Raw genomic sequence first — 20136 nt, forward strand, 5'->3', positions numbered from 1 at the left:
TCCACCATGACAGGCGAATTGAAAAGGCTCAGGGTGTGCGGTACTCGGCGTCGAACGTCACGGTCACCTCGTCCACGACCTTCATGGCTCCGAACATCTGAGAGTACGGGGTTATCTTGTAATCCGATTGGCGCACACTGGTTTCGGACGCGATGTGCCACCTGTCCCCAAGGTCGGTGGTGGTCACATCCACGGCGACATCCCTCGTCACACCGTGAATTTCCACCGTGCCGGCCAACCGGAATCCGGAGTCACCGGCGGTGATGTCCTCCGAGACGAATCGAATCGATGGATATCGCTCGGCGTCGAAACTCTTGAGCGCGTTCGCCTTCGCGACTATTTTCTCCGGCCCGATCAAGGGTGTCAGTCCACCCTCGCCGTGGACCACCTCGAGCGAACCCACCTCGGCGACGAGGGAGACGGCGGTGGGTGCGTCCCCCGACCACTCGACTGTCGCGGTCCAGGACGTCACCGCAATCGTGAGGCGATGGCCCATCTTGGACGCTCGCCCGGTGACGTCGGTCTTCACGGCCAACTGCCCACCGTCCGATGCGTCGAATGTCCAGGTCGAGGTAGTCATCCCCCGACTGTATCCGTCCCGCAGACGCGGTATCGGTCCCGCAGAACCGAGAAGGTGACGCGGCACCGGTGGTTAGGGTGGAGTGATGTTCTCCAATTCCCCTCGAACATTCGTTGCCGACGCCCTCCGCGGCTTCGTTGCCGCCACGGACGACGTCACTTGGCATGCCGATCCAGGATTTCTCACTCGTCGCTATCGCATCTCCGAAGGTCAGGTTGCGCTGCTGTCCGGTGGGGGCTCCGGCCACGAGCCGATGCATGCCGGATTCATCGGCCGAGGCATGCTCACCGGAGCGTGCCCTGGTTTGGTGTTCACATCACCGAATGCGCTGCAGGTGCACGAGGCATCCAAGGCTGTGGACTCCGGCGGTGGCGTGCTGCACATCGTGAAGAACTACACCGGCGACGTGATGAACTTCAAGATCGCGCGAGAGTTGTTGCAGGAGGACGGCATCGTCGCGGATGTCGTTCTCGTCGACGACGACGTGGCCAGTGAGAGCGAGGACGGCCCGGGCCGTCGCGGCACGGCGGCAACCATCGTCGTCGAAAAGGTCTGCGGTGCAGCGGCCGAACGCGGCGACAGCCTGCAAGCCGTGGTGGCGCTGGGGCGTCGAACAGCGGAGAACGCACGCAGCATGGCGGTGGCTCTGCACCCGCCGACACTACCGGGTGCCGACAGCCCGTCGTTCGAGTTGCCCCAGGGCGACATCGAACTCGGCATCGGTATCCACGGCGAACGCGGCACCGACCGCGTGCCCCAGATGCCCGCACAGGAGATCGTGAAGAAGCTGACCGAGCCCATCGTCGAGTCGCTCGGCTTGAACGCGGGTGAATCAGTGATCGCGATCGTCAACGGACTCGGCGCAACGCATCCACTCGAACTGCATCTGCTGTTCGGTGAACTTTCGGAGTATCTGTCGGGCAGGGGAATCGAGATTGCTCGATCGCTGGTCGGCAGTTTCGTCACCGCACTGAACATGGGCGGCGCGTCCATCACGTTGGTGCGGGCCGACGAGGAGATGCTCGCACTCTGGGACGCCCCCACCGATGCGCCCGGTTGGCCCAACGCCTCCAGTCGTGGTGCGAAGGCGGTGGGAGAACGCGGTGATTTCGGGCCGTCCTACGAGCCCACCGATTCGGGCGAGAATTCAACCTACGTTTCCGAGTGGATCGGGTCATGGGCGCAGCGCGTGCTCGACGAGGAGCCAGCCCTGACCGAGTTGGATCGCAAGGCCGGCGACGGCGATTTCGGAACCAACATGGTGGCCGCACTCGAGCACCTCGACCTCGACGCAGTCAAGGAAACGTACTCGGCAGCAACAGTATTCGAAGCCGTGAGCGAGGCCTACCTCGGCCACGCAGGCGGTACGTCGGGTGCACTGTTCGGTATCTGGTTCCGGCAGTTCTACAGGACGCTGCTCGAGTCGGAGCCGGACACCGCGGCCATCGGAAAGGCGGCCCGGGCAGGACTGGACAGCATCACCGAACTCGGTGGAGCCCGGGTGGGCGACAAAACCATGGTCGACGCCATCGCCCCGGCCGTCGAGGCGCTCGAGAAGGACGGCGGCACTCTGCAGAAGGCCGCCGACGCTGCGAAGACCGGAGCCGAATCGACCAAGGACATCACCGCCAACCGCGGCCGAGCCAGTTACGTCGGTGAGGCCGCGCGAGGCGTCGTCGATCCCGGCGCGTTGGTCATGGCCTGGTTCTTCGAGGCGGCGAGCTCCGCTAGCTGAGCGAGCCGAGGAACACCGCTGCGATCGCTTCGAGGCCGGCCTGATCGTCGGCGTCGAAGCGGTCGGGGACAGGGCTGTCCAGATCGAACACACCGATCAGCTTCTCGCCCTGGTACAGCGGAACGACGACCTCGGAGCGAGTGTTGGCATCGCACGCGATGTGGCCAGGGAAGGCATGGACGTCGGCCACTCGCTGTGTCTCGCGGGTGGTGGCGGCCGCACCGCACACGCCTTTGCTCAGGGCGATGCGCACACAGGCGGGCTGACCTTGAAAAGGTCCGACGACCAGCTCGGTGCCGTCGAACAGGTAGAAGCCGACCCAATTGACCTCGGGCAGCGCGTGATACACGAGCGCGGAGAGATTGGCGGCGTTGGCGATCAGGTTCGACTCGTCGTACACCAGGCCCTTGGCCTGCTCGGCGAGCTGCTGATACTGCTCGACCTTGGACCCGTTCAGTTCGGTCGCTGTGAAGGACATCCGCCGAGTCTAAGCGCACAACCCAGCACCACCAGATACGCCGACATTCCGCCGACCTGAACCCGCTGGGCAACACCGAGGCCATGGTCGCCAGGGAGATTGTCGGCGATCAACAGCCACGCCGTTGCCAGGGTCGTGACAGCCAGCACCGCGACACCGAGCGTCCGAAGCAGGGGGAACGCCCGATACCGGAAGGCGGCGAGCGTGAAGGCGATCATGACCGTGAAGATCGCGAACACCGCAATGGTGCTGGTGAGTGCATGCAGGTGATGGAGTTGTGGAAACAATCCGCTGGGCTCGATCGGACAACTCGGATCGTCGGCGGCCACACACTCGAGGGGGAGTTTCGCGTCGGCGATGGTGGCGATCCCGAAGATGCTCGACGCCACCCAGCCGGTGACGACGAGCCGTCGACGCGCAGTGGCGAGGAAGCCGAGGATCGCAGCGACGACCATCAGTGATCCCGTGACGACGTCTGCGGTGGAGAAGAACTCTCGGTACGGCTGATCGCGGGCATCGAGTTCGCTGAGAAACGAGGTGGTGGGGTCCAGACCGGTGTCCAGAAAGAATTCGGCTACCCACGCGGAATACAGCAGTCCGGCGATGATCGAGCAGATCGCCACAACGACGCGGCGAACATCCACACCTTCAGTTCTCGAACGCACCGACCAAGGCTAGCCAGTGAGATGGTCGGCAGCTGCTACCGCCAAGTCGACGGCCGAATCACAGTCGTCTGCCGTGACGGACAGCCTCGGCATCGTACGGGCATAGGTAGCGAGATTGTCGTCGGAATCAGGCATTCCGAGTACCGGGTTACCCACGGTGACATCAGCGGCGCACGAGGATCCCGAGTCGCGGGTGTAGACGGTGTGGCCACCTTGACGGACGGCGGCGGTATCGGTCGAGTCTTTGTCGATGTCGGTGTAGACCAACGAGATGATAATCATGACGAAGCTCTGCTCGAGAGTTTCAGAGGACGCCGTGAAGGCACAATTGTAGGGATCCGAGTCAGGATCCCAGGTGTCCACCGTCCACGTGGCGGGTAGGTGCTCCAAGACGTTGCAAGGATCGTTCGCGGCGAGGGGAAGGTTGTACTTGGAATCTGCCCGCAGCGGTGGGTCTTCCAACAGACCGAGTGCGGTTTCGGTGATGTGCTCCGCCGCCGTGCACGAGTATCCGTCCGTTCGATAGACGTCGATCGTGGCGAAGCTACGACCGTGCTCGGTGCGGAATCCGTCCATCATCTTCGAGTTGGTACCTGCGAATTCCTTGCGCAGCGGGAAAGTAATGCGACATGAGGAACCACCCATGTTGTCGCGGTAAACCTGCTGGTTGTCGATCGTAATCTTCTCGAACTCCGAGTCCTCGGACGAGGGCTCGTACCTGTCCAGGTCGACCGTCACGGAGTCGGTGAAATTCGGTCGCCCTGATGCCGTGGTGCGAGCCAGCTCGGCCGTGCAGGTGCTCAACTCACCGTCGGGCCGCAACTGGACCACAGTGCCGAGGGCGGCGAGATCCTTCTCGACGAGAAACCGGCTCATCCCAATCGGGGGTGTAGGAGTTGGGGTCTGAAGCCGCCGGTCTCGAGCAGGCTTCGGGCGATGTAGTTGGTCAGGTTGCGGAACCCGAGTGCGGAGCCGCGCAGGTGTTCGAGCCGTCCGTTGAGCGCCTCGGTCGGCCCGTTGCTGGTGCCGGGTCGTTCGAAGTAGGCGAGCACGTCGGCGGCTCGCTTCTTCAGGGTCCGGCCCAGGGTGGTGAGCTCGGTGAGCACCTTGGGGACGCCGGCGCTGAGGTCGGTGATCAGCTTCTCCATGAGCTCGCGGCCACGTTGCCGGTCCTCGTGGCGATAGGCGGCGATCATGCGCTGGTAGACACCCCAGGTCGCCTCGACCTCGACGTGAGCGTCATCAACGAACAGCGCGCGTAGCCTGTCGCTCTGCTTGTCGGTAAGCAGGTCCGCGCCGGTGTGCAGCGTGCGCCGCGACTTGTAGAGCGGGTCGTCCCTGAACCCACGGTGCCCGTGGATCGCGAGTTGGACCCGGCGCCGACACCTGTCGAGGGCGTCACCGGCCAGGCGCACGACGTGGAAGGGATCCATCACCGTGACCGCGTCCGGGATCTCCTCCGCAGCGGCGGTCTTGAACCCGGTGAAGCCGTCCATCGCGACCACCTCGACCGCGTCACGGAAGGCGTCGTCGCGGTCGGCGAGCCAGGTCTTGAACGCCGCCTTCGACCGGCCCTCGACCATGTCCAGCAGCCTTGCTGGGCCGGCGTCATCGCGGACCGGGGTGAGGTCGATGATCACGGTGACGTACTTGTCGCCACGCCTGGTGTGGCGTCGCCAGACGTGCTCATCGACGCCAATGACCTTCACGCCCTCGAACCGCGTGGGGTCGTTGATCAGCAGCCGATTGCCTTCGGCCAGGACCGCGTTGTTGGCGGTGTCCCACGCGACCCCGAGTCCCTCGGCGACACGGGCGACGGTGAGGTGTGCGACCACGATCCCTTCCAGCGCCCACCGCAACCCGGTGCGCGAGAGCTTCGCGCGTGGCTCCGCCGCGGCGCTGGTGTCTTGGCGCCACACGTGTCCGCAGTCGGCACAGCGGTAGCGGCGCACTACAACTTCCAGCACGGTCGGTCGCCAGCACAGCGGCTCGTGGGCCAACCGCTGGATCACGGTGTCACGAGCAGCGCCTTCGCTGCCGCACCGTCGGCACCACTGATCTGGTTCCACCACGCGGCACGCGAGGACCGCACGATCCGGTTCAAGTCGTTGCCCGGTCACGCTCAGACCGAGGCCGTCGAGTCGAGCGAAGGCGGTCAGGTCAGGGCGGCCGAAGCCGGCCGGCGGGGTAGCGTCGGACACGTCGAGGTCTTTCGGATGGATGGCGTAGGAACCTCCATCGTCGGGAGACCTCGACGTCTATCTGCGGACCGACGCGCCCGGCCGACCTACACCCTCATCTGGGAAGAGCCCTGAAACGTCTTCGACGACGACGGGACCGGCGAGGAGCAAGGCGCGGTGAGCTAAAGAATGGAGCTTGCTCGGCTTCGACGCCGCCGCGAGCTCCGGTGAAACTCCGGTAAAACGGTCGGTACTGGTCGGTCGTCGTCGGTCACCACCGGATGGCAGCGTCCCCCACGCTCGGCGTTTGTGCAGGTCAGCGGCTCGTTCACCCAGTGGGCGCATCAAGCGATAGACGCAGAGCCGACGTGATTAGGTCGTCGGTTCGATTCCGACAGGCGGTTCGGTTCTGGTGGTCGCGCGATGCGCTGGCCTCACGGCTCTGCCCGACACCGACGTCGCTCTCCTCTGCGACGGACCCCTCGCCGGCTGAGCGCTCGCGGCCGGCATCCTGTCCGTGTGCCGATAGGCCTCGCTCCGCTCGGCAACGCAGCGTGGCGTTGTGTCGCGACCTGGACGTGCGAGGTGTCAACGGTGCGTCGGCGCAACGATCGTTGTGTGCGCAGCGAGATGCTCCATGCCGCACGCGCGGCGCGCACGAACGCAACGCCCCGGAACGCCAACGACCCGTCATCGCTGCGACGCGCAACGCGTCTCCCGTCACGGCAACGGATCGCAACCACGACCCCCCCAAGGCGCCTCGCGGGACGGAGGGCAAGTTGACACAGTTGCGCTGCCATGGAACCGCGCTGGCTCTCTCGATGACCACCGGTGAAACAGTGCCGCTCCAGGCTTGCGCCTGGTGTTGCCTGGCCTCCTCGTGATCGGCCCGTCGGGGATCGTCAACGTGGTGCGGGTGTCGAGGCGGTCGGGTCCGACGGATCGACGGGGCGCGATCGTCTCGTGCGTTGGCGGACTACGGGAGCTTGGACGCGAGGACGTCGGCCGCCAGGATCTCGGGTGCTGCGCCGAGGAGGTGCTGGTTGGCCATCAGGGCTGCGACGATGGCGCCGTTGGCGTGGGCGTCGCGAGCGGCCTCGTCGGGGAATGCATCGAAGATCCAGAAGGTGTCGGCGTGGGTCCTAGCCGCGAACCAGACAATCGTTCCTACTTCTTCGTTGGCGAGTGCGACAGCGCCGGCGAGCAGATCGGCGAGCGCGTCGTGCTGTCCATCGGCCGCGACGATCTTGGCGACGAAGGCATACGGAAGTGATGCGGGTGTGGACATGAGGGGTTCTCCTTGAAGTCGGTTTTCTTCGTGGGGCGAGTTCAGCGTATGACGAGCGAGGGCCGGTGGGGAGTGGCGTATACGACAGTATTGCTATTGTTCGCGCCATGCGTATCGGACTGATCGCGATCGACGGCTGCTTCGGTTCGGCTGTCGCGTCGGTCATCGACATCGTGCGGGTGGCCGACGGAGCCCGCGGCGATGTCGACCCGCGGATCGACCCGATCGAACTCGCCATCCTCGGACCGAAACGGCGAGTGACCACGACGGCATCGATGACCCTGTCGGTAGACCACCCGCTGTCGGAGTCCGGAGAGTTCGACGTGGTCGTCGTCCCTGCGCTTGGAACCCTCACGGCCGCCGCTACCAACGACGCCCTCCAGAGCCGAGATGCACGTTCGGTCATCGCCTCACTCGGGCGCCTCGACGACGCGACCACCCGGATCGCCGCGGCGTGCACCGGCGTGTTCGCCGTCGCCGAGACTGGACGGATGCATCATCGGCGGGCGACGACCAGCTGGTTCCTGGGGCCGGAGTTCCTGAAGCGCTATCCGACCGTCGCCCTCGATCTCGACACCATGGTCGTGGTCGACGGGAACCTCGTCACCGCCGGCGCCGCGTTCGCCCACATCGACCTCGCGCTCTCACTCGTGCGATCGATCAGCCCCGACCTGGCCCAACATGTCGCCAAGCTCCTCATCATCGACGAGCGTCCGTCGCAGGCGGCCTTCGTCGCCTACGAACATCTCCGGCACGAGGACCCGATCGTCGTCGAGTTCGAACGCTTCGTGCGCGCCCGTCTGGACGAACCGTTCAACGTCGCCTTCGTCGCGCAGTCGCTCGGCACCAGCCGGCGCACCCTCGAACGACGAGTCCGTGCGGCGCTCAACCTCACTCCGCTCGGCTTCGTCCAACGGCTTCGCATCGAACGAGCTCGGCACCTCTCAGCAACCACGGACCTCACCTCCGCCGAGATCGCGCTACGGGTCGGCTACGCGAACGCCGAGACTCTGCGCTCCCTCCTGCGCAGGGAGCGACGCCGTTCCTGACCTATCGCCATGCCTGTAGCCGGTGTCCTAGCGCTCGGTTGGAACCACCTCTCAGCACGTCGCGTCGACGCTCCTGCGTCGCCCCTGGACGACCCACTCGACACGCCCGCAGCACAGGCCATGTGACGTGCCCCGGCTTCCCGGGCGGTCGGGGTTGGGTGGCTGTGATGTCGCTGCGTTCTCGTCGAGGTGGTCAGCAGACCCGATCAGGGTCGATTGGGATGAGCCGCGAAGGCGGTCAGGTCAGGGCGGCCGAAGCCCGCCGGCGGGGTAGCGTCTATCTGCGGACCGACGCGCCCGGCCGACCTACACCGTCATCTGGGAAGAGCCGAGAAACCCACACGGATCGAGGCTGCGAACGAAGTTGGCCGAGTCCACGAGGTACTGATCCGCTTGTGACATCTCGTACCCGTATCGCTCCTGCTCAGCGGGGGACGGGTTGCCCTGGAGCGTTACCGCACATCCGCTCGTCGATACCGACATCGCCAGCGCTCCCGCCGCGAGCATCCAGTTCCTACGCACAGTCTTTTCTCCCCGAACTCGAACCAACCGATCATGGGGTTGGACGCGCGGGAAGGGCAAAAGGTTGCATCCGGAGTGGAGCCCGCGGAATGACCCACATTCCGGGAGTGGAGCCTGCGGAATGGGCTGATTATTCGGCGGTAATTTCGTCGACAACGCGGTCCGCTGCGATATCAGGATCCTCGTGTTCCCAGATGCGCACGACGCGCCAGCCCTCGTCCAACAGTCGGCGGTCGGTATCGCGATCTCGGGCGACGTTGGCCGCCAATTTGTCGGCCCACCACTGAGCGTTGTTGCGAGGCTTGGTGGCATGTATCGGGCAGCTGTGCCAGAAGCAGCCGTCGACGTAGACCGCTACCTTGCGTCTGGGGAACACCAGGTCTGCCCGACGGCGCATCCCCTTCAGCGGTGCGCGATCGACGAAATAGCGCAGGCCCCGGCTGTGCAGTGCTCGGCGCAGGGCCACCTCGGGTTTGGTGTCGCGGCGTCGTTGCTTGCTCAGTCGCGCACTGGTCTTCGCGTCTGTCGTGGGTCGATCTGCGCTCACACCGGAACCCGCTCGACGTAACCGCCCATGCGCTCGAGGTGAGCGTCGAGATCGTCGAGGAATCCCGGAGCGAAACGTAGGCTGCCGGCCCGGGCGCGCTTGAGGAATCCGGCGGTCGCGCGCGCGGACAGCAGCTTCGAATCGTCCAGAAAGCCGATCAGGTCCTCGTAGGGTTCGTGCACCGGCATGGTCGATACCGCCACCTTGAACGTTGTCCTGTCCCGTCCCCAGGCTGCTGTCGGCCAGGCTTGACCCGGCAGCACAGCCACGTCGTTCGACTCGTCGTACGGCTTCGGGTCGTCCAAGGCTTGCGCGGCCCATGACGCCATCCGCACGCTGACGGCATTGCCGACCAGCTTCCAGCGATGCCCACTCCGAACGCCGGGATGCGCAGTGGCAGGCAGCGTCCACTCCGGGTCGAATCCCTGTAGGCGCTCGGCCCCGATGATGCCGGGCGTCACGATCTCCCCGGACGGCAATCGCACGGCCGGGGGACTGGCAATGCCGAGCGAGGACCCGCCCTTGAGCGTCGGGACCGCGTTGACGGCCCAGCCCAGTCCGCGGATCCCCTCGGTCCAGTAGAACCCGCACGGCTGGGTGCTCGGATCGCCGTCGGGCAACGGGCCGGCGTCCTGGGAGAACAGCACCTCCCGCGGATCGTCGGTACGCGAGGCCAGCATCACCACCCGCTGCCGGCGCTGAGGCAATCCGAACGCTCGGGCGTCGACCACGCGGTAAGCCCACATGTAACCGAGGTCCTCGAGCGCGTCGGTGATGTGCCGCATGGCGGCCCCGCGGCCGAGTTGCAGCATGAACGGCACGTTCTCGATGAGCAGCCAGCGCGGGCCGCGCCTGCGCGCGACCAGCCGGAACACCTCGTCGACCAGGCCGGAGCGGGCACCGGTGATGCCTGCGGTGCGTCCGGCCTGAGACAGGTCCTGGCAGGGAAAACCCGCCGCGACCAGTTCGGTGTCGGCGGGCAGGCTGCGGAGTGTGGTGACATCGCTGTGCAGAGGGACGTCGGGCATGCGGGCGGTGAGGACGGCCTGCGCTCCTGGATCGACCTCGCACAGCAGCTGCGTCGACCAGCCCGCCTCGGCCAGCCCCAGCTCGAGCCCGCCGATCCCCGCGAACAACCCGACCATCGACCGTGCGCTCACGTATGCCCTTCTCTCGCCCGACGGTCTTACGGTACTCGAGCGGCAGCTCTTGACCTCTACCGAACTCGAGGTTTCACACTGGAATGCACGCGGCCGAAAATCGGTTGGAAACTGAGCCTGTGTAATGAAATCATCCGGGCACAGCAAAAGGAGAACAACACGTGTCCACGGGTGTGCTCGACCCCGAAGTCCGAACTGTCGATCAGCCGAACCCGAAAGTTGCGCGTACACCCTCCTCGCTGCAGCGCTTCGCGCCGTTCCTGGCCCCGTACAAGTGGTTCTACATCGGCTCCATCGTGGTCTCGCTCATCGCGACCCTGACAGGTCTGGTCATTCCGTTGGTGATGCAGCGCGTCATCGACGGCCCCATCACCGACCGGAATTTCTCGGCGGTGTGGTGGCCCGCGGCGTTGATTCTGCTGTTGGGCACCATCGACGCCGCCGGAATCTGGGTGCGACGCTATTTGGTGTCCAGGCCGTCTAGTCAGTTCGAAATTACTGCTCGCGCAACGGTATTCGACAAGCTGCAGCGACTCTCGGTCGCGGCGCACGAAAGCTGGGAATCGGGTCAGCTGCTCTCTCGCGCCATCGCAGACCTCGGTTCGCTGCGGCGTTTCATGGCATTCATCGGTCCGTTCATCATCATCAATGCCGTCACACTCGTCGTGGGTATCGGCGTATTACTGGTCCAATCCTGGCAATTGGGCCTGATCATGCTCGTGACGTCGATTCCGCTGGTGATCGCCTGCACCAAGTTCGAGACGCTGTATCGCGTCGTCGCCCGTGATGCTCAGGATCAGGCGGGCGATGTTACGACGACCGTCGAGGAATCCATCCAGGGCATTCGCGTCCTGAAGGCCTTCGGTCGCAGTGCGCACTTGGGCAAGCAGTTTCTCCGGCAGGCTCGTACTCTGCGCGGTACCGAGCTGAAAAAGGTGCGCTACCTCGCGATCATCTGGGCCGTCATCGTCGGATTGCAACCGATCACCATCGGCGCGATTCTGGCCGTCGGAACGTACTCGATAGTGCAGGGCACGATGACGGTCGGCACGCTCGTAGCCGCCATCGCCATCGTCACGTTCCTGCTGTGGCCGATCGAATCCTTCGGCTACCTGCTGGCCGAGCTGAACAATGCACGGACGGCCGCGGATCGGTACTGGGAAATCATGGACACTCCCGAAACCGTCACCGATCCGGACAATCCCGTCGAACTACCGGAAAAGATCCGTGGCCGAGTGCAATTCGACCGAGTCGGATTCACCTTTCCCGACGCGTCCTCGCCGCTTCTCACCGATGTCAGCTTCGTCATCGAGCCGGGTGAGACCGTCGCGCTCGTCGGCAACACCGGTAGCGGAAAGACTGCGCTGACCAACCTGGTTCCTCGTCTGTTCGACGTGACCGAGGGGTCCATCACGATCGACGGCATCGATGTGGCGTCGATGCGGTTGTCGGACTTGCGTTCCATCGTGTCGGTGGCCTTCGAGGACCCGGTGCTGTTCTCGGCCAGCGCGCGCGAGAACATCGCGCTCGGTTCTCCCGGCGCATCCGACGCCGAGATCGCGGAGGCGTTGGAGATCGCGCACGCAACGGATTTCGTCGAGCAACTGCCGTGGGGTCTGGCCACGCGCATCGGCGAGCAGGGTATGAGCCTGTCCGGCGGCCAGCGTCAGCGGCTCGCGTTGGCACGCGCCGTACTGGGCAAGCCGCGGGTGCTGGTGCTCGACGACCCGTTGTCCGCGCTCGACGTGGACACCGAAGCGAAAGTACAGAAGGAGTTGCGGCGCGTGCTGGCGCATTCGACGACAGTGCTGGTGGCACACCGGCCGTCGACCGCTGCATTGGCCGATCGCGTGCTCTATCTCGAGAACGGAACAATTGTGGAGCAGGGAACGCACGAGGGACTGTTGGCGTCGTCGCCGCGGTACCGCGAGGTGATGGGGTCGATTCATGAGTGATCAGAGCTCCACCGAGGATTGGCGGGGCGTCGGCGGTGAGGAATCCGAGGTAGACGCCACCGGAAACCTGGTGCTGGCCGGGCGTTCTCGTCGACTGCTCGCCTCACTGGTGCGCCCGTACAAGAAGCAGGCTCTGCTCTCGTTCCTGATCATTCTGGTAGACAACATCACCTACGTGGCGGGCCCGCTGTTCATCGCCTATGCGCTGGACAACGGCGTCGGCGCTGCGGGTCAGGGTGATTGGGGTCCGCTGCTGTGGGCCGTCGGCGGCTACACCGGCTTCGGTCTGCTCGGAATGTTCACCACCTATGCGTTTCTGACGGTATCGGGACGCCTGAGCCAGAACATCCTGTACGACCTACGTGGCCGGGTGTTCGATCACGCGCAGAAGCTGAGCCTGTCGTTCCATGAGAAGTACACCTCGGGACGGTTGATCTCACGACTGACCAGCGATGTCGAGTCGCTGCAAACACTCCTCGAGAGCGCACTCAACGACGCGCTGACGGCCATCCTCTCGATGGTGTCTATCGCGATCATCCTGGTGTATCTCGATGTGCCGATGGCAATGATCGTGCTGGCCGGCTTCGTACCATTGGTGCTCGTCACCCGGTGGTCGCAGCGGCGTCAACGCCAGGGATACCGTCGAACACGGGTGGCGATCGCGCGCGTGGTGGTGCATTTCGTCGAGTCGATGGGCGGAATCCGTGCCGTGCAGGTGTTTCGGCGCGAGGGTCGTAACGATGCGATTCTGAGCACCGAGGATTCGGAGTACCGCGACGCCACCACTGCGGCGTTGCGCGGCATGGCCAGCTACACCGGCATCGTGCGCTGGATCGGCAACGTCACGCTCGCGATCATCCTGGTGTTCGGTAGCTGGCGAGTGATCAACGGCCACATGGACATCGGTGTGCTCGCCGCGTACGTGCTGTATCTGCGACGGTTCTACGGCCCGCTCGACGAGCTGGCGATGGTGTTCAACGCGTACCAGTCCGCCGCGGCCGCGCTGGAGAAGATCTCCGGTGTGCTCGAGGAGGAGCCGTCGGTGAAAGCGCCGAAGAACCCGGTGACGATCGGAACGGTGAAGGGCGACATCACGTTCGACGACGTGCACTTCTCCTACGGCACCGAGCGCATCGTGCTGCCGGAGTTCTCGCTGCACGTGCCCGCTGGACAGGTGGTGGCGATGGTCGGCGCGACCGGTGCAGGCAAATCGACATTGGCGAAGCTGTTGGCGCGCTTCTACGATCCGACCGCCGGGGCCGTGCGACTCGACGGCATCGACATGCGAGACATTGCCGACGAGGACCTGCGTCGCAACGTCGTCATGGTGACGCAGGAATCGTTCCTGTTCTCCGGTTCGGTGGCCGACAATATTCGACTCGGACGTCCCGACGCGACGGACGCCGAGGTGCGGGCCGCGGCCGACGCCGTCGGACTGACCGAGTTCATCGCGTCGCTGCCCGAGGGCATCGACACCGACGTACGCAAGCGCGGCGGGCGATTGTCCTCGGGCCAAAGGCAATTGGTGGCCTTCGCGCGGGTGTTCCTCGCCGCGCCGTCGGTCATCGTGTTGGACGAGGCAACCTCGAGCCTGGACATCCCGAGCGAGCGGCTGGTGCAGCGCGCTCTCGAGACCATCCTGCAGGGCCGAACGGCGTTGATCATCGCGCACCGTCTGTCGACGGTGGCCATCGCCGATCGCGTTCTCGTCATGTCCGACGGCGACATCGTCGAGGACGGAACTCCCGAGGATCTGATCGCAGGGGAGGGACGCTTCGCGCACCTGCACGAGGCGTGGGAAGACTCGCTGGTCTGATTTGCGTAACGGCCTGTCGGTCCCCGGCGAAAAGACCTGTATGAGAAGAACATTTGTAGCGGCAACACGAGTTGCCACCGTCGTCGTCTCAGGTCTGGCCTTTACCGCAATCATCGGCGCAGGCGTTTCCCATGCTGACACTCAGGATTGCTCCGTCGCACACGATGCCTTCGGCGCGTCGGCAACGTGTCATGACACCGCTGCTCCGCCGGGGCGGGAGTACGTACTCATCACCGAGTGCTGGGGATTCCACTTCGTCCCCAATCGCTTTCCGGTCCCGGCGCTCGGCCCGTACACCTCGTCGAGCCGATCCTTCGTACCGACCGGTCAGGCGTCGGGTAATTGCGGTTCGAGCTGGGATCAGCCCACCTCGACTCTCGGTGTGGTCACCGGTGCCCACGTGGAGATCTATCGCCAGTGATCAGGTCCACGGGGTGATCGGCGGCTTGACCCACATGATCTTCTCGTCGGCATGTTGGGGCGTCGCACCGTCGTGAACGGGGTGTTCGGCCGCCCACGCGGATTTACGGTCGAGCAGTTCGGCCACGATGGTCCACGTCTCCATCGTGCTCGGCGGATGCAGATCGGCGGCACGAGCGAGCTTTCTGCGCACGGCGTCGGTGAGGTCGAGGAGTTCGGCACCGGTGATGCCGCGATCCCAGACGTAGCGCGCCAAGGCCGTCGCCTTGTCCTGCCGACTCTTCGCGGCCTGCTCGGAATGCGCGAAATCGAACTGCCCGCCGCCTGAGTTCTCTGTCGTCACGGCCATCACCTTAGTAAAATGCAGGAAAAGGCACGTCCGCTTGTTCTCGAGGGGGGTCCGTCGCCTACCGTAGATGGGTGATCACTCAAGCATCGGGTGCAGAGCACGTCTCCGTCCTCGCAACCGGCACCACCGACGCGAAAACCTGGCCCTCGATCCTGACGTGGCGAGCGCACGACGTTCCCCGCATGGAGTCCGTACGCGTTCAGCTATCCGGCAACCGCATCAAGGCTGCCGGGCGCATCATCGGTGCTGCGTGCAGTGATCATCCCGCGTTCAGCGCGTCCTACGACCTGGTCACCGACGAGTACGGCGTCACCAAGCGCCTGTCGGTACGCACGTCGCTGGCGTCCGGTGATCGACAGGCATCGGTGAGCCGAGACGACGAGGGCTACTGGATGGTGGAGAACAGCGCCAGCCACCAGCGCTCGACATACAGCGGCGCACTCGACGTTGACATGGTGCTCAGCCCGTTCTTCAACACCCTGCCGATCCGTCGCTTGGGGCTGCACACCCAGGTCCAGGACCTCGAGGTGCCGACGGTGTACGTGAACCTGCTCGATCTCAGCATCCAGGAAGCCACGCTGACCTACAGCAGCGGTTCCGAGGGCATCCACGTCATCTCACCGGTGTCCACGTCGTCGATCACTGTCGATGCCGACGGATTCGTTCTCGACTACCCGGGACTGGCCGAACGGATCTGACGCACGACGCCTCCGCGTCGACCCGCGTCCAAGAGCTTCTCTCGCCAGCCCGGCTCGCCCGGGGTGACGTCGGTGATATCGAATCTCTCGTGCTGCTCGTACTGCAGCCGCGCTGCGTGTCCGGCGTCGACCAGCTTCTCGGTCGAGCCACTGCCCAATTCCGCGCGCGCCGAGGTGAGGGCCTGCAGCGCCTCGTCGAGCGCGGTCCGTAAGGCGTCCGCGTTGCCCTCGGTCATCGCGCGGACGAGACTCGGAGCGGACGACGCCACTCGCGTCCCGTCCCGGAACGAGCCCGCGGCCAGGCCCAAGGCCAGCGGCCCGCCGGCAGCTCCCACGATCGCCAGCGCCTCGGCCAGCAGATGCGGCAGATGCGAGATCCGGGCCACGGCGCGATCGTGCTCGCCGCTCTCGGCCGGCACCACCACCGAACCGCAGTCCAGGGCGAGCCGCGCCACGCGGACCCACACGTCGGCGTCGACTCCCGGGTCCGTTGCCACCACCCACACCGCGTCGGCGAACAAAGAGGGGTCCGTGGCCGACCAGCCCGAGTGATTGGTGCCCGCCATCGGATGGCCGCCGACGAACCGGGCCTGCAGCCCGCGAGCAGTCACGGCGGCGGCAACCTCGGCCTTGACGCTCACGACATCGGTCAGCGGAGCGGTCGGTGCATGCTCGGCAATCGCGCTCAGGATCGAGTCGACGGCAGGCATCGGAACGGCGATGACGATCAACGCGTCCTCGGCGGATGCCCTGGTCAAAGCGGCCACCAGATCAGTGCCGACGTCGTATCCGTCGGCTGTTGCACCGGCGATCGCATCGGCCGATCGGTTCCACCCCCAGACAGGACGGCCGGCACCGTGCGCCGCACGCAGAATCGACCCACCGATCAGTCCGAGGCCGAGAACGCACACCGAGGAAGAAGTCACCCGATCAGATTGGCACAGGTGGGTGCCGTCGGCGGGAGGTGGACTTCGAATACCGACCCATACCGGACTACCGTTGCGCGCATGGCCGCACAGCGCGCGAAAGACAATCGTGCATCCGCATCGGAGTACGACGACCTCGAAGGATTCGGCGTTGCAGTTGTCCGAGAGGACGGCAAGTGGACTGTGACGCCACTGTCCGACGACGCACTGACCAGCTTGTCGGCGGCAGAGACCGAATTACGTGAGCTGCGCAGCTCGGGCGCGGTGTTCGGACTGCTCGACGTCGACGAGGAATTCTTCGTCATCCTGCGTCCAGCACCGAACGGCACGCGCCTGCTGCTGTCCGACGCGGTCGCCGCAGTGGACTACGACATCGCAGCGGACGTCCTCGATGCGCTCAACATCGAGATCCCCGACGTCGACCCCGACGAACTCGACGACATCGAACCCTACGAAGAAGGCGACCTCGCCCTGCTCGCCGACCTCGGACTGCCCGAGGCCGTGCTGGGCATCATCGTCGCCGAGACCGACGACTACCCGGACGAGCAATTGCAATCCATCGCCGAACGCCTGGGCTTCGAGGACGAGTTCGCCGCAGCGGTGAACAAGCTGCGGCGGTAGCAGATGGTGGTGTCCGACGCGGACATGATCCGCGCAGCGCTGTCGGCCGCAGCCGAGGCATCGGACGCCGATGTACCCGTCGGAGCAGTCGTGTTCGACGCCTCCGGACGCGAGATCGCCCGGGCCTGCAACGCCCGGGAAGCGTCGGGCGACCCCACCGGGCATGCGGAAGTGATTGCATTGCGTCGAGCAGCGGCCGTCCACGGTGATGGGTGGCGACTCGAAGGCTGCACCCTGGCCGTCACGTTGGAGCCCTGCACGATGTGCGCCGGTGCGCTGGTGCTGGCCCGCGTCGGTGCTGTGGTCTTCGGGGCGTGGGAACCGAAGACCGGAGCCGTCGGCTCGCTGTGGGACGTTGTCCGCGACCGCCGCCTGACCCACCGACCGCAGGTCCGCGGGGGCGTGTTGGAAGCAGAATGTGCCGAAGTGTTGACCACGTTCTTCGCTCGGCAGAGATAACGATCTCGTCACACGGTGGCCGCGAAGTCCGATTTTATGGAGGGTGGAGGCAGGGCGCGACGCTGCGCTCCGAACTTGCGAAGGAGACATTCATGGGACTCGACGACAAGATCTCGAACAAGGCCGAAGACCTCGGCGGCAAGGCAAAAGAAGCCGCAGGTTCGGCCACGAACGACAGGGACCTCGAAGCCGAGGGCAAGGGCGATCAGACTTCGGCCGCATTCAAGGACGGTGCCGAGAAGGTCAAGGACGCAGCCTCGAACATCAAGGACAAGCTCACCGGCAACTAGCCTGAGCTGGCGATTTAGCCTCAGGCCGTCATTCCGGTACAGTCTTCTGCGGTGGCGTGTCCGAGCGGCCTAAGGAGCACGCCTCGAAAGCGTGTGACGGGTAATCCCCGTCCGAGGGTTCAAATCCCTCCGCCACCGCCAAGAACTCCCCACCCGATCCGTCGGGTGGGGAGTTTTTTTTGATCGAGATATCTTCGTCCGCCTCGGGCACTTCTTGGGCGAAGTCGCCGGTGTGTAGGCCGACTTCCTGGACGACGGCCCAACGAAATTGGGGTGAGGTCTCCCAGCACTGGGCGTGTTAACCTCCTCGCGTTATTTCGATTCGCTGGGGGGCGAGGATAGTGGGCGAACTGCTAGCAGTCGATCTCGAGGAGCTTCGAGCGCTCGGCAGAACACTCGCCGATGCAGCAAGCACGATGAACGGAATCTGCGTGACGGCCACGGCCACCATGCCGGGCTCGCCCATTGCCGCGGACTCCGAGCAGAGCACGAAATCGACAGCGGAGGCGTACGCACGTATCGCCCTCAACGTCAACGAAATGTCGGCAACGTGTGAGTGGAGCGCGACGAGCTACGAGGACGTCGACGAGGCGTTCAGCTCTCAGTTGCTGCGCTACGAAGCCGGCGCCCCTCGGTGACCACGATCTCGCACGTGCGAGGCTGCCAACCGAGTTCGATGCTGGAGTACGCCACGTCTCTACTGGCGTCGAACAGCACGTTCACCGATCAGATCCACCGGATGGACCGTGCGGTCGACGCGGCGATGGACAAGTGGCAGGGGGAGGCGGCGGCAGCCGCGTCGGCGCGCGGTCTGTCGGAAAGCCTGGCCGCCTCGCACATCGACACGGCCGTCATCGCCATCGCCGAAGCGCACTCCTCCCACGGAGGTGTACTCGACGGCATACGCACGTCCTTGTTGGCCATCGTGGACCTCGAGGCACCCGGTGCCGGCATGACAGTGTCCGACAACGGCACAGTGACGGCCCCGACGGTTCCGGTGGGAGGCGCTGTAGTAGTTGCGGCGCTTCTGCAGAGTCGACTCGACAGGCAGGCCGACGACATTGAGTTGCGCATCAAGGCCCTCCTCATCGAGTTCGGTGGCGGTGAAGTTCAAGCTGCGCAGGCTATTCGAACTGCGCAGCAGCAGCTCGACGCGACCGGATCGCCCGAGGCCGCAAACATCAGCCGTGTCGTATCGGACATCATCAACGGCGCGGCGTCGCTACCGACGGACCCGGCGCAGTTGCACGAGTTGTGGTCCACACTGTCCCCGGCCGACAAGGATGCACTGTTCGCTCACGACAACTACATCGGGAACCGCGACGGCCTCCCCGTCGTCGATCGTGATCACTACAACCGCATCAAGCTCGACGACGAGTTGACCCGCGCCGAGGCTTGCGATCCGACCGTGTCGAATCGGCTCACCGACCTACAGGCCGTGCGGGACACCATCGACGAGGACCCGAACCGGATGCTGATGCTGCTCGATACTCAGTCGGGTGCACAGACTCACGCGGCGGTAGCCGTCGGCAACCCGGACACCGCAGATCACGTGTCCGTCACCACGCCGGGTTTGAACACGACCGTCGGCGGCGCGATCGGGGCCATGACCGATGAGGGCGACACGATGAAGTCGACAGCCGAGGCACAGCTGGACAGGACGGCCGGTCATCAGGGCGAGACGGTGTCGACCATTGCGTGGATCGGTTACGACGCACCGCAACTCGACAAGGACGACTACCTCTCCGAGGAGAGCCTGAAGGGGGCGATGCAGGTGGCGCAGCCGTGGAACGGGCAGGCCGCAGCACCGAACCTGTCGCAGTTCTACGAGGGCATCGACGCGTCCAACCACGACGGCGACCCGCACCTCACCGCAGTCGGGCATTCGTACGGGTCGTTCACCACCGGGCTTGCGCTGCAACAGACTCCCGAGGGAATTGTCGATGACGTGATGGTCTACGGGTCACCCGGGCTGGGCACCGGCCACGACTTCGACAGCAGCCTCGACAAGCTCAACATCGCACCCGGGCACGCGTACGAGATGACCGCGCACGACGATCCCGTCGCGCACATGAACCGTTTCGGATGGAGTCCCGGTTACATGTCCGAGTTCACCCACCTCGATACCGATGCGACGACAACCGACGACGGAGTTACGCGCCAAGGCGCGTCGGGGCACAGTGAGTACCCGAGGTCGGGCGACGACGGCGAATTGCGTACGTCGGGTTACAACACGGCCGTCGTCATCGCCGGTCTGGCCGATGTGCCCGGCTTGCTCGTCACCGGTGACTCGGCAATCCAGACCGGCGGCATCGATTTATTGAACCAACTCACAGAGCTAGGGCGATGATGCGAGTGAGACAACCGACCGACACACGACCACGAGGGTGGTCGACGG

Annotated in this window: 22 protein-coding genes and 1 tRNA gene; 12 read left to right on the forward strand and 11 right to left on the reverse strand. The window is 65.0% G+C overall.

The window, feature by feature from the left end:
- Positions 1-28: 28 nt before the first annotated feature.
- Positions 29-580, reverse strand: coding sequence for a YceI family protein (locus ACFI9K_RS12690; RefSeq protein ID WP_462663826.1), 552 nt, complete (start codon positions 578-580; stop codon positions 29-31).
- 85 nt (positions 581-665) lie between these two features.
- Here ACFI9K_RS12690 and dhaL point away from each other — a divergent pair, with 85 nt between their 5' ends.
- Entirely contained in the window at positions 666-2315 is a 1650-nt protein-coding gene (gene dhaL, locus ACFI9K_RS12695; RefSeq protein WP_462663827.1) for a dihydroxyacetone kinase subunit DhaL, read from the forward strand.
- Here the strand turns inward: dhaL and ACFI9K_RS12700 are convergent.
- The 5 genes from ACFI9K_RS12700 to ACFI9K_RS12720 form a co-directional block, all read right to left on the reverse strand.
- Positions 2308-2793: a GAF domain-containing protein gene (locus tag ACFI9K_RS12700; protein WP_222095494.1), complete on the reverse strand. Its 486-nt coding sequence runs from the start codon at positions 2791-2793 to the stop codon at positions 2308-2310. The genes dhaL and ACFI9K_RS12700 overlap by 8 nt on opposite strands.
- Positions 2769-3458 carry a DUF998 domain-containing protein gene (locus ACFI9K_RS12705; RefSeq protein WP_462663828.1) on the reverse strand — a complete coding sequence of 230 codons (690 nt, stop codon included), beginning with the start codon at positions 3456-3458 and terminating at the stop codon, positions 2769-2771. Before ACFI9K_RS12705 ends, ACFI9K_RS12700 begins: the two co-directional genes overlap by 25 nt.
- Positions 3459-3467: 9 nt before the next feature.
- Complete coding sequence (locus ACFI9K_RS12710; RefSeq protein ID WP_462663829.1) at positions 3468-4334, reverse strand: hypothetical protein; 867 nt, start codon at positions 4332-4334, stop codon at positions 3468-3470.
- On the reverse strand, positions 4331-5659 hold the full coding sequence (locus ACFI9K_RS12715; RefSeq protein ID WP_462663830.1) for an ISL3-like element ISPfr2 family transposase: 1329 nt from the start codon (positions 5657-5659) through the stop codon (positions 4331-4333). Before ACFI9K_RS12715 ends, ACFI9K_RS12710 begins: the two co-directional genes overlap by 4 nt.
- A 955-nt stretch (positions 5660-6614) precedes the next feature.
- Positions 6615-6926 (reverse strand): putative quinol monooxygenase, encoded by a 312-nt coding sequence (locus tag ACFI9K_RS12720; protein ID WP_006247389.1) that lies wholly within the window; start codon positions 6924-6926, stop codon positions 6615-6617.
- A gap of 107 nt (positions 6927-7033) precedes the next feature.
- Here ACFI9K_RS12720 and ACFI9K_RS12725 point away from each other — a divergent pair, with 107 nt between their 5' ends.
- Positions 7034-7975 (forward strand): GlxA family transcriptional regulator, encoded by a 942-nt coding sequence (locus ACFI9K_RS12725; RefSeq protein WP_027504856.1) that lies wholly within the window; start codon positions 7034-7036, stop codon positions 7973-7975.
- 306 nt (positions 7976-8281) lie between these two features.
- On the opposite strand, the gene ACFI9K_RS12730 is transcribed toward ACFI9K_RS12725, so the two are convergent.
- From ACFI9K_RS12730 to ACFI9K_RS12740, 3 genes are all read right to left on the reverse strand, one after another.
- A complete protein-coding gene (locus ACFI9K_RS12730) occupies positions 8282-8497 on the reverse strand; it encodes a hypothetical protein (RefSeq protein ID WP_462663831.1) in 216 nt (71 codons plus the stop codon).
- Positions 8498-8627: 130 nt separating this feature from the next.
- Positions 8628-9044, reverse strand: coding sequence for a very short patch repair endonuclease (locus ACFI9K_RS12735; protein WP_462663832.1), 417 nt, complete (start codon positions 9042-9044; stop codon positions 8628-8630).
- Positions 9041-10189: a DNA cytosine methyltransferase gene (locus ACFI9K_RS12740; protein ID WP_462663885.1), complete on the reverse strand. Its 1149-nt coding sequence runs from the start codon at positions 10187-10189 to the stop codon at positions 9041-9043. The genes ACFI9K_RS12735 and ACFI9K_RS12740 overlap by 4 nt, the downstream gene beginning before the upstream one ends.
- Positions 10190-10365: 176 nt before the next feature.
- Here ACFI9K_RS12740 and ACFI9K_RS12745 point away from each other — a divergent pair, with 176 nt between their 5' ends.
- The 3 genes from ACFI9K_RS12745 to ACFI9K_RS12755 are packed head-to-tail and all read left to right on the forward strand — an operon-like array spanning position 10366 to position 14396.
- Complete coding sequence (locus ACFI9K_RS12745; RefSeq protein ID WP_462663833.1) at positions 10366-12159, forward strand: ABC transporter ATP-binding protein; 1794 nt, start codon at positions 10366-10368, stop codon at positions 12157-12159.
- Positions 12152-13975: an ABC transporter ATP-binding protein gene (locus tag ACFI9K_RS12750; protein WP_462663834.1), complete on the forward strand. Its 1824-nt coding sequence runs from the start codon at positions 12152-12154 to the stop codon at positions 13973-13975. Before ACFI9K_RS12745 ends, ACFI9K_RS12750 begins: the two co-directional genes overlap by 8 nt.
- A 40-nt stretch (positions 13976-14015) precedes the next feature.
- Positions 14016-14396, forward strand: coding sequence for a hypothetical protein (locus ACFI9K_RS12755; RefSeq protein ID WP_462663835.1), 381 nt, complete (start codon positions 14016-14018; stop codon positions 14394-14396).
- On the opposite strand, the gene ACFI9K_RS12760 is transcribed toward ACFI9K_RS12755, so the two are convergent.
- Positions 14397-14738 (reverse strand): hypothetical protein, encoded by a 342-nt coding sequence (locus tag ACFI9K_RS12760; protein ID WP_462663836.1) that lies wholly within the window; start codon positions 14736-14738, stop codon positions 14397-14399.
- A gap of 188 nt (positions 14739-14926) precedes the next feature.
- Between ACFI9K_RS12760 and ACFI9K_RS12765 the strand changes: the two genes are divergently transcribed.
- A complete protein-coding gene (locus ACFI9K_RS12765; protein WP_462663886.1) occupies positions 14927-15442 on the forward strand; it encodes a putative glycolipid-binding domain-containing protein in 516 nt (171 codons plus the stop codon).
- Here ACFI9K_RS12765 and ACFI9K_RS12770 read toward each other — a convergent pair.
- Entirely contained in the window at positions 15415-16386 is a 972-nt protein-coding gene (locus ACFI9K_RS12770; RefSeq protein ID WP_462663887.1) for a prephenate dehydrogenase, read from the reverse strand. The genes ACFI9K_RS12765 and ACFI9K_RS12770 overlap by 28 nt on opposite strands.
- Positions 16387-16449: 63 nt before the next feature.
- On the opposite strand from ACFI9K_RS12770, the gene ACFI9K_RS12775 reads away from it, so the two are divergent.
- The 6 genes from ACFI9K_RS12775 to ACFI9K_RS12800 all read left to right on the forward strand — a co-directional run bounded on the left by ACFI9K_RS12775 (position 16450) and on the right by ACFI9K_RS12800 (position 20088).
- Positions 16450-16989 carry a tRNA adenosine deaminase-associated protein gene (locus tag ACFI9K_RS12775; protein WP_222095501.1) on the forward strand — a complete coding sequence of 180 codons (540 nt, stop codon included), beginning with the start codon at positions 16450-16452 and terminating at the stop codon, positions 16987-16989.
- Positions 16990-16992: 3 nt separating this feature from the next.
- Complete coding sequence (locus tag ACFI9K_RS12780) at positions 16993-17448, forward strand: nucleoside deaminase (RefSeq protein WP_462663837.1); 456 nt, start codon at positions 16993-16995, stop codon at positions 17446-17448.
- 92 nt (positions 17449-17540) lie between these two features.
- A complete protein-coding gene (locus ACFI9K_RS12785) occupies positions 17541-17738 on the forward strand; it encodes a CsbD family protein (protein WP_462663838.1) in 198 nt (65 codons plus the stop codon).
- 50 nt (positions 17739-17788) lie between these two features.
- Positions 17789-17879: transfer RNA gene (locus ACFI9K_RS12790), tRNA-Ser, on the forward strand.
- A gap of 200 nt (positions 17880-18079) precedes the next feature.
- The gene (locus tag ACFI9K_RS12795) at positions 18080-18376 is read left to right on the forward strand and encodes a hypothetical protein (protein WP_462663839.1); all 297 of its coding nucleotides are present in this window, start codon (positions 18080-18082) and stop codon (positions 18374-18376) included.
- Positions 18373-20088 (forward strand): alpha/beta hydrolase, encoded by a 1716-nt coding sequence (locus tag ACFI9K_RS12800; RefSeq protein ID WP_462663840.1) that lies wholly within the window; start codon positions 18373-18375, stop codon positions 20086-20088. The genes ACFI9K_RS12795 and ACFI9K_RS12800 overlap by 4 nt, the downstream gene beginning before the upstream one ends.
- The last annotated feature ends 48 nt before the right edge of the window (positions 20089-20136 follow it).

The sequence above is a fragment of the Rhodococcus sp. PSi06 genome (assembly GCF_054960675.1).

Coding starts and splice junctions, on each gene's coding strand:
- ACFI9K_RS12740 (WP_462663885.1), bottom strand. CDS start 10,189: ATGGTCGGGTTGTTCGCGGGGATCGGCGGGCTCGAGCTGGGGCTGGCC.
- ACFI9K_RS12750 (WP_462663834.1), top strand. CDS start 12,152: ATGAGTGATCAGAGCTCCACCGAGGATTGGCGGGGCGTCGGCGGTGAG.
- ACFI9K_RS12690 (WP_462663826.1), bottom strand. CDS start 580: ATGACTACCTCGACCTGGACATTCGACGCATCGGACGGTGGGCAGTTG.
- ACFI9K_RS12775 (WP_222095501.1), top strand. CDS start 16,450: ATGGCCGCACAGCGCGCGAAAGACAATCGTGCATCCGCATCGGAGTAC.
- ACFI9K_RS12700 (WP_222095494.1), bottom strand. CDS start 2,793: ATGTCCTTCACAGCGACCGAACTGAACGGGTCCAAGGTCGAGCAGTAT.
- ACFI9K_RS12765 (WP_462663886.1), top strand. CDS start 14,927: ATGGAGTCCGTACGCGTTCAGCTATCCGGCAACCGCATCAAGGCTGCC.
- ACFI9K_RS12725 (WP_027504856.1), top strand. CDS start 7,034: ATGCGTATCGGACTGATCGCGATCGACGGCTGCTTCGGTTCGGCTGTC.
- ACFI9K_RS12785 (WP_462663838.1), top strand. CDS start 17,541: ATGGGACTCGACGACAAGATCTCGAACAAGGCCGAAGACCTCGGCGGC.
- ACFI9K_RS12780 (WP_462663837.1), top strand. CDS start 16,993: ATGGTGGTGTCCGACGCGGACATGATCCGCGCAGCGCTGTCGGCCGCA.
- ACFI9K_RS12755 (WP_462663835.1), top strand. CDS start 14,016: ATGAGAAGAACATTTGTAGCGGCAACACGAGTTGCCACCGTCGTCGTC.
- dhaL (WP_462663827.1), top strand. CDS start 666: ATGTTCTCCAATTCCCCTCGAACATTCGTTGCCGACGCCCTCCGCGGC.
- ACFI9K_RS12710 (WP_462663829.1), bottom strand. CDS start 4,334: ATGAGCCGGTTTCTCGTCGAGAAGGATCTCGCCGCCCTCGGCACTGTG.
- ACFI9K_RS12720 (WP_006247389.1), bottom strand. CDS start 6,926: ATGTCCACACCCGCATCACTTCCGTATGCCTTCGTCGCCAAGATCGTC.